Origin of the sequence: Acidovorax delafieldii 2AN (assembly GCF_000175235.1) — a bacterium.
In the GTDB taxonomy this organism is placed as follows: Bacteria; Pseudomonadota; Gammaproteobacteria; order Burkholderiales; family Burkholderiaceae_C; genus Acidovorax; species Acidovorax delafieldii_B.
In genome coordinates, this window is the sequence record NZ_ACQT01000202.1 from 1 (window position 1) to 6,492 (window position 6,492).

Genomic DNA, 6,492 nt, shown 5'->3' on the forward strand with positions numbered 1-6,492 from the left:
CGCATCACCCTGCCGGCCGAAGAAGCGCCGCCGCGCCCGGCTTCCTCGACCGCCTCCCGCAGCCCGACCACGCGACGCTCTTTCCCATGAACATCCTCATCGTTGACGACGAAGCCCTGGCCCGCAGCCGCCTGCGCACGCTGCTGGCCGATTGCCACAACACCGTGCGCAGCACGGTGACCGAAGCCTCCAATGCGGGCGAGGCCCTGGCGCTGCTCTCCGCCACGGGCGGCCGCACCATCGACCTGGTGCTGCTCGACATCCACATGCCCGGCCAGGACGGCCTCTCGCTGGCCCATGCCCTCCACGCCCTGCCCCAGCCCCCCGCCATCGTGTTCGTCACCGCCCATGCCGACCATGCGGTGAGTGCGTTCGAGCTCGATGCCGTGGATTACCTCACCAAGCCCGTGCGGCGCGAGCGGCTGCAGCAGGCCCTGACCAAGGTGCAGCGCAATGGCCGCCAACCGGCCGGCCCCGCCGCCCCTGCCGCTGCCGACAGCGAAAGCCTGGTCATCCAGGACCGCGGCAGGACCGAGCGCCTGCCGCTGGCCGAGGTGCTGTACTTCAAGGCCGAGCTGAAATACGTCACGGTGCGCACTGCCACCCGCAGCTACGTCATGGACGGCGCGCTGAGCGATCTGGAAGCCCGCTACACACCGCGCTTCCTGCGCATCCACCGCAACGCGCTGGTCGCGCGCCGCGCCGTGCGCGCGCTGGAGAAACACTACGACCCCGAAGAAGGTGAAGGCTGGGCCGTGCGCCTGCAAGGGCTGGCCGAGCTGCTCATGGTGTCGCGGCGCCAGGTGGGCGCGGTGCGCGAGGAGCTTGCAGGCTGAACGCAGATGCGCCAGGCCGGGCGCCTTGTGGGCGCGCCGCCTGGCGCTGGCGCCGGATGGGCGCAGTCCAACCCATCCGGCCGCAGCCGGTGCTGCATCACATCTTGCGCGACAGGTCCCACATGGCGTCGACCAGCAGGTCAACGTCGCGCGCGTCGTGCCACAGGTGCGTCGAGACGCGCACGCCGTAATGATCGGCCGCCGCGCCGATCACGGAGAAGTTCGCATTGCGGATCACGAAGCCCTGCGGGTAGTCGCTGAGCATGCGGGCCACGAAGGTGCTGGACTTCTGCGCGTTCATCACATCGTCCTTGTTCTGGAACGGATTGAACGAGGTGAGGGCCGAGAGCAGCTTGGGATCGTCCTTGGGGGAATACAGCGCATCCACTCCCCAGCGCTCGGTGATTTTCTCCTTCAAGTAAGAAGCCAGCGTGAGGTCGTAGGTTTCGATCTTCTTGCGGCCGATGCTGTCCCACTGCGCGCAGGCCTGCACCAGCGCCTGGAACATGGGCGTGTGCACGCTGCCGCACGAGGTGACGGACGCCGCAACATCGTAGGTTTCCTTGCTTGTGGTCGTGCGCTCGAGCGCCGGGTAGGCGCTGGTGTGGACCGGGTACCACTTGGGCAGCGGCAGCGGGTTGGAGGCGCGAATCTTGTTGCGCACGATCAGAATGCCCGTCGAGCCCGGCCCGCACTGCCACTTGTGGCCGGCACCCGACATGAAGTCCATGCCCAGCTCGCCGTAGTTGTAGGCCATCATGCCCGGCAGGTGGGCGCCATCGACGATGCTGATGAGCCCGTGCGTCTTCACCACTTCCATGAGGTCGGCAATGGGCAGCATGGTGCCGGTCTTGTAGGTGGGAGAAGACCACATCATGGCGCGCACGCGCTTGCCGGCGGTTTTCAGGGCACGGATACGCTCGTCGAACAGGTTCACATAGGTGGCGGCGGTCTGCTTGTTGCCCACGGGCAGCGCAATGCGCGAGACTTCGATGCCATAGCGGTCCTGGGCGATCTTGAGCGGCGTGTCGCCGCCGCCATGCTCATGGTTGGTGGTCACGACCACGTCGCCCGCCTTCCAGTCGATGCCCAGGATGGCGTGGCACATGCCCGAGGACGTGTTGGCCGACAAGGCCAGTTCGTCGGGGTCCACGCCAAAGCCGGGCGCCACCTGCTTGCGCAGATCGAGCAGGTTGCTGTAGCCGTTGCCCGAATCGGCGGCCTTCTTGCGGTTCTCGGTATCGAAAACGTCCAGCACCAGCTTGGGCATGGAGCCGGCGGTGCCGATGTTCATGTAGGTCTTCTCGGGCTTGAGCGTGAACATGTTCTGCACGCCGGTCCAGAAGGCTTCGTCCTTCATGAGCTGCTCGCGCAGGGCCTCGGACGCCGTGGCGGCACCACTGCTGCCGCAGGCCGCCAGCGGACCCAGGGCGGCCGCCCCGGCGCCATAGCCGAGAATGCGCAGGAAATCGCGCCGCTTGGATGTCCAGCGGCGGGAATCATCCCACCCGTCGAGGGGCATGCCTGCGGCCGAGGGGGCCGCCATCAGTGAGGTGTTGTCTTTCACGGTGACTCCTGTCGAGGTGGGGGTTCAGCGGCGGCCGACGATGGCAGCGATTTCGATCTTCACGTCGCGGGGCAAACGCGCGACTTCCACGGTGGCGCGGGCCGGTGCCGCGCTGCGGAAATATTCGCCATACACCTTGTTCATGGCGGCGAATTCGTTGAGGTCTTTCATATAGACCGACGTGGCCAGCACGTCCTCATACGACAGCCCCTGCGAGCGGAGCTTGGCGCCAATGAAGTCCAGCACGGCGCGGGTCTGTTCCTCGATGGTGGTGCCATTCACGGCCGTGCCCGCGGCGTTCAACGGCAGCACCCCCGAGAAATAGATGGTGTTGCCATGCGAGACCATCTGCGAATACGGCCCGATCGCCGGATAGATCTGCGTGGTGGAAAGCACTTCGCGCTTGCCCGGCGCAGCGCAACCCACCAGGGCCACCGCCAGCACCCCCCCGCCAACAGCCCCCGCCAGGCCCCGCATTTTTCGAATATCCATGGTTTATTCCTCCGAAAGAACCAAACACCTGCGAATACTCCAAATACCCGAAATTGAATTCCAATCCGGCCATTCAAAATGCCGCAGCACCCAAAACGACCTCGCTATTCGCTTGCACCATCGGTGCTCTGCCAAAGTCGCTGCACGGAGAAATTCTAGGAAGCGTTCTCATGAAAAGATAATCGCTTTTTCCCCTACGCAACACTACGCAGACGGCCGCCCTTGCGGACCGGATCGCACGGACCAATGGCCTCTGACAACGCGCTCAGCCGTCGCCACCCACCCACAGGCAACCCCATGTAGCGCGCCACTGGCGGCCCACTGCTTCATCTGCACCGCCCCAGCCGGCCAAAACAGGGGACCATCGACAGGTAGCCGGCCGCGCCCCTGCAATCGTTCCCCCGCACCGCTGCAGCGCTTCACCCCATGAATCCACCGATTAATGTGAATAGCTTTCAAAAAGCAGGCGCTTCATCACAAAAATGCCGCACAGGTTTTTACATTCAGCCTTTCAATCCGCTATTGCCCGTGTGAATAAATAATCGTCAAACCACAACCACAACCTGCGCCGGAATTCCGTCAAGCACCCAGTGTGCGGTGTATTCCACCCGTCCCCGGCGCCTGGCCATGGGAACAAATCCCATTGACAAAAGTCAAGACCGACAGATAGTGGGAGGTCACCTCTTCACTCCCATGCAACTCCGGCTGAAACTCGCTCTCCTGTCTGTGGTGCCCATCGTGGTCGCGCTGGGCCTGGTCGCCGTGACGGTGCAGCACCAGACCCTGAAGCTGGCGCACCAGGAGCGGGAACTGGTGGAGTCGGCCTATCTGCACAGCAAGGAAACCGAGCTGCGGCACTACGTGCAACTGGCCCACAGCGCGCTGGCACGCATCAGGAACAATGGCGACGACCCGCAGGCCCAGCAGCGGCAGGCACTGGCCATGCTGGCGCAGATGCAGTTCGGGCAGGACGGCTATTTCTTCGTCTACGACAAGGACGGCAAGGTGCTGCTCGACGCCCAGCAGATGGGCCTGCAGGGCGTGGACCTGTGCGACCCCAACAGCCCCAACGGCGCATTGCCCGCGCGGCTCATCCTTGACACGGCCCGCAATGGCGGGGGCCTGGTGCGCTACAGCTGGCAAAAGCCTTCGTCCCAGCTGATGGTGCCCAAGCTGGGCTACGTGGCGTCGGTGCCGGGGTGGGACTGGGCCGTGGGCACGGGCCTGTACCTCGACGATGTGCACAACGCCCTGCGCAAGATCGACGAAGGCGCCCAGGAAAACATCGCCAGCACACGCCGGCGCATCTACGCCATCGCAGCCCTGTGCATCGTGCTCATCGGCGTGGCCGGGCTGGCGCTGAACCTGAGCGACCACCGCGTCTCCAGCGCCAAGCTGCGCCGGCTGGCCCAGCGGGTGGTGCATTCGCAGGAAGAGGAGCGCGTGCGCGTGGCGCGCGAGCTGCATGACGGCGTGGTGCAGGTGCTGGTGTCGTCAAAATTCATGCTGGAAACAGCCCAATCGCAGTTGCCCACGCCAGGCACACAGGATCCGCCAGCCCCTCGCCGCATGCTGGACCAGGGCCTCGAGCGGCTCAACCATGCCCTGCTCGAGATCCGGCGCGTGTCGCACGCCCTGCGCCCTGCCTTGCTCGACGACCTGGGCCTGGCCCCCGCGCTTGCGCTCATGAGCGAGCAGGTGCAAGGCCAGGGCGTGTTCGACATGCGCTTCACATCGCACGGCCAGGCCCTGCCATTGCCCACCAGCCACAGCACGGCGCTGTTTCGCGTAGTGCAGGAGGCCGTCATGAATGCACAAATCCACGCGCAAGCGACCCGGGTGGAGGTGGTGCTGCAATTCCAGCGCCGCCGCGTGACGCTGCAGGTGCGCGACGATGGCCGGGGCTTTGACATGCGGCGCGTGCAGCGCGACGGCCAGGGCGGCATCGGCCTGCGCAACATGCGCGAGCGCATCGAGGGCCTGGGCGGCCAGTTTTCCATTGTTTCTGACCCGGGCGGAACCCGCATCGTGGCCGTGCTCGACCTGGCCGCGCAGGTCCACCCCGCGCCAGCGCCCGCTGAAGATTTCGACGCTTCGCAGATGGCCGCATGACCCCTCCGATCCGCATCCTTCTCGTGGATGACCACCCCCTGGTGCGCGACGGCGTGCGCATGCGGCTGGAGGCCACCGAACACATCTGCGTTGCCGGCGAGGCGGCCAGCGTGGGCGAATCGCTGCCGCTGGCGCATGCCCTTGCTCCCGATATCGTGCTGACCGACATCCGCATGCCCGCCGCCAGCGGCATCCACCTCGCGGCCGTGTTCCGCGAGCAGTTTCCGCGCGTGCGCGTGCTGGTGCTGTCGATGCACGACGACGCCGAGTACGTGCGCCGCGCGGTGTCGCTGGGCGCGCGCGGCTACGTGCTCAAGGATGCGCCCGCGCAACAACTCATCGAGGCCATCGAGGCCGTGCACCAGGGTGGGTGCTACTTCAGCCCGGGCCTGGAACAGTTGCTGGACGACGCGGGCAGCGTGGCGCGCTCCAACCGCTCGCTCACGCCGCGCGAGGCGAGCGTGCTGCAATGGGTGTCGGAGGGGCGCTCGAACAAGGAAATCGCCGCATTGATGGGCACCTCGGTGCGCACTGTCGAGACCCATCGCCTCCACCTGCGACGCAAGCTGCGCATCGAGGGGCAAGCCGCGCTCATGAAGTATGCGGTGGACCACGCCGACCTCACGCATGACCCGCTGCACACCGGGCCCACCGCGCTGTTCGACCCGCCCGCACAGGCCGTTGCCGCGCCAGGGCATTGCGCGCAGGGAAGCTGAGCCCGATCCGCAGGCCAGCCCCGGCCGGGCACGACGGCGCTCAGTGGGCGTGCGCAGCCCCGCTCACCAGCATGACCAGCCCCATGCCCACCAGCAGCCAGGCGATCTGGGCCAGGGTCTCGCGTGCCGAGAGGCGCTTTTGCAGCTGGGGGATGAGATCGGCCAGGGCCACATACACGAAGCTGCTCGACGCCACCGCCAGAAAGTACGGCAGCCAGTCGTGCAGCTGCCCGACCAGGAAATAGCCCACCAGGCCACCGAGTGCCGTCACAGCACCGGCCAGCGAGACTTTCACCAGTGCCATGCGCCGGTTGGGGCTGGCCTGGCGCAGCACCACCAGGTCGCCCATGTGGTGGGGCACCTCATGGGCCAGCACTGAAAACGCGGCGATCACCCCCAGGCGCATATCGGCCATGAAGGCCGATGCAATGAGGATGCCGTCGCCAAAGCAGTGCACGCTGTCGCCCGTGAGCACGGCCCAGCCGCCGCCCTGCGGGCCGTGGTGGTGTGCGTGTGCGCCTTGGTCGTGGTGGCTGTGGCCGTGCCCATGGTGGTCGTCATGGCCGTGATCGTGGGCATGTGCGGCGGGCACCGAAGTGCTGGGGCCGCCCGCGTCCGCCGGGCTGCCGGAGGTGCCCGGGGTGCCGTGGCTGTGCTCGTGTCCGTGGTGCCACAGCTCGGCCTTGTCGAGCAGGAAGAAAAACACCACGCCCACCAGCAGCGTGGCGAACAGGTCGTGGGCACCAGCCTGGCTCTCGAACGCCTCGGG

The 6,492-nt window shown here is 66.4% G+C and carries 6 protein-coding genes; 3 read left to right on the forward strand and 3 right to left on the reverse strand.

All coding sequences use genetic code 11. The annotated features are described in order from the left end of the window. Positions 1-86 precede the first annotated feature (86 nt). A complete protein-coding gene (locus ACDELDRAFT_RS17585) occupies positions 87-836 on the forward strand; it encodes a LytR/AlgR family response regulator transcription factor (protein WP_040329764.1) in 750 nt (249 codons plus the stop codon). Positions 837-933: 97 nt separating this feature from the next. On the opposite strand, the gene ACDELDRAFT_RS17590 is transcribed toward ACDELDRAFT_RS17585, so the two are convergent. Both ACDELDRAFT_RS17590 and ACDELDRAFT_RS17595 read right to left on the reverse strand, forming a co-directional pair. Further along, positions 934-2,382 (reverse strand): aminotransferase class V-fold PLP-dependent enzyme, encoded by a 1,449-nt coding sequence (locus ACDELDRAFT_RS17590; RefSeq protein WP_050784198.1) that lies wholly within the window; start codon positions 2,380-2,382, stop codon positions 934-936. Positions 2,383-2,427: 45 nt separating this feature from the next. Further along, positions 2,428-2,895 carry a Rid family detoxifying hydrolase gene (locus tag ACDELDRAFT_RS17595; RefSeq protein ID WP_005799320.1) on the reverse strand — a complete coding sequence of 156 codons (468 nt, stop codon included), beginning with the start codon at positions 2,893-2,895 and terminating at the stop codon, positions 2,428-2,430. 693 nt (positions 2,896-3,588) lie between these two features. Between ACDELDRAFT_RS17595 and ACDELDRAFT_RS17600 the strand changes: the two genes are divergently transcribed. Together ACDELDRAFT_RS17600 and ACDELDRAFT_RS17605 are read left to right on the forward strand one after the other, a co-directional pair. Further along, positions 3,589-5,007 (forward strand): cache domain-containing protein, encoded by a 1,419-nt coding sequence (locus tag ACDELDRAFT_RS17600; RefSeq protein WP_005799321.1) that lies wholly within the window; start codon positions 3,589-3,591, stop codon positions 5,005-5,007. Then, positions 5,004-5,723, forward strand: coding sequence for a response regulator (locus ACDELDRAFT_RS17605; protein WP_005799322.1), 720 nt, complete (start codon positions 5,004-5,006; stop codon positions 5,721-5,723). The genes ACDELDRAFT_RS17600 and ACDELDRAFT_RS17605 overlap by 4 nt, the downstream gene beginning before the upstream one ends. Before the next feature lie 40 nt (positions 5,724-5,763). On the opposite strand, the gene ACDELDRAFT_RS17610 is transcribed toward ACDELDRAFT_RS17605, so the two are convergent. Further along, a partial coding sequence (locus tag ACDELDRAFT_RS17610; protein ID WP_005799323.1) for a ZIP family metal transporter occupies positions 5,764-6,492 on the reverse strand: 729 nt, incomplete at its 5' end.